Origin of the sequence: Lentzea kentuckyensis (assembly GCF_002150765.1) — a bacterium.
GTDB lineage: Bacteria > Actinomycetota > Actinomycetes > Mycobacteriales > Pseudonocardiaceae > Lentzea > Lentzea kentuckyensis.
Map to the genome: position 1 here is coordinate 1 of NZ_MUYM01000197.1, position 1,180 is coordinate 1,180.

1 protein-coding gene and 3 pseudogenes are annotated in these 1,180 nt (G+C 67.2%); all 4 read left to right on the forward strand.

Annotated features, from left to right (window positions below):
- A pseudogene (locus B0F77_RS45775) lies at nt 1-307 on the forward strand (potassium-transporting ATPase subunit B); the annotation flags it as partial.
- Nucleotides 308-311: 4 nt separating this feature from the next.
- Nucleotides 312-398: pseudogene (locus B0F77_RS51090) on the forward strand (K+-transporting ATPase subunit C); the annotation flags it as partial.
- 2 nt (nt 399-400) lie between these two features.
- The gene (locus B0F77_RS49520; RefSeq protein ID WP_281252627.1) at nt 401-748 is read left to right on the forward strand and encodes a potassium-transporting ATPase subunit C; all 348 of its coding nucleotides are present in this window, start codon (nt 401-403) and stop codon (nt 746-748) included.
- Nucleotides 748-1,180, forward strand: a pseudogene (locus B0F77_RS45785) (histidine kinase); the annotation flags it as partial. The gene B0F77_RS49520 and the pseudogene B0F77_RS45785, both read left to right, overlap by 1 nt.

Sequence of the window (1,180 nt, forward strand, 5' to 3'; positions counted from 1 at the left end):
CGACCTGGCGAAGTACTTCGCGATCCTGCCGGCGATGTTCGCGGCTATCTACCCGGCCCTGGGGCAGCTCAACATCATGCGCCTGGCCACGCCGCAGTCGGCGATCCTGTCGGCGGTGATCTTCAACGCGCTGATCATCGTGGCGCTGATCCCGTTGGCACTCAAGGGCGTCCGCTACCGGCCGTCCAGCGCGTCCGCGTTGCTGCGGCGCAACCTGCTGATCTACGGCCTGGGCGGCATCGTGACGCCGTTCGCCGGGATCTGGCTGATCGACCTGCTCGTGCGACTCATCCCCGGGATCGGCTGAACCAATGGACAACTTTCTGAAGCAGTCGTGGGCGGGTCTGCGGATCCTGCTCGCCCTCACGGTCGTCTGCGGGGTGCTCTACCCGATGGCGGTGTGGGGCGTGTCTCGCCTCCCAGGCCTGCACGGCAACGCGGAGGCCACGGACACCACGCTCGTCGNNACACCAAGAAGATCGACGAGCTGCGCACCACGATCGCCCAGCGCGAGGGCGTGGTGGAGGACGAGGTGCCGCAGGACGCCGTCACCGCGTCGGCGTCCGGTCTCGACCCGGACATCAGCCCGGAGTACGCGGACATCCAGGTTCCACGGGTGGCCAGGGCAAGCGGCCTGTCCGTGGAGAAGGTGAAGGAACTGGTGGCGGCCAACACCGGTGGCACGTTCAACACCACCGTGAATGTGACGGCGCTCAACCGTGCCATCGACGCAGCCACCCAGAAATAATGGTCACTGAGAAGAGGCGCGGCGAGCTGCGCATCTACCTCGGTGCCGCTCCCGGTGTCGGCAAGACNNCCGGGAGCGCGGCACCGACGTGGTCGTCGGACTCGTCGAGACGCACGGGCGGCAGAAGACCCAGAGCCTGCTCGACGGTCTGGAGATCCTGCCCCGCAACGAGATCCACCACCGGGGCGTCGACTTCACCGAGATGGACATCGACGGGTTGCTGGCCCGCGCGCCCGAGGTCGCGGTAGTCGACGAGCTCGCGCACACGAACGTGCCGGGCTCGCGCAACGAGAAGCGCTGGCAGGACGTCGAGGAGCTGCTCGACGCCGGCATCGACGTGCTGTCCACGGTCAACGTCCAGCACCTCGAGTCGCTGAACGACGTCGTCGAACGGATCACCGGTGTCACACAACGGGAAACCGTGCCGGACGA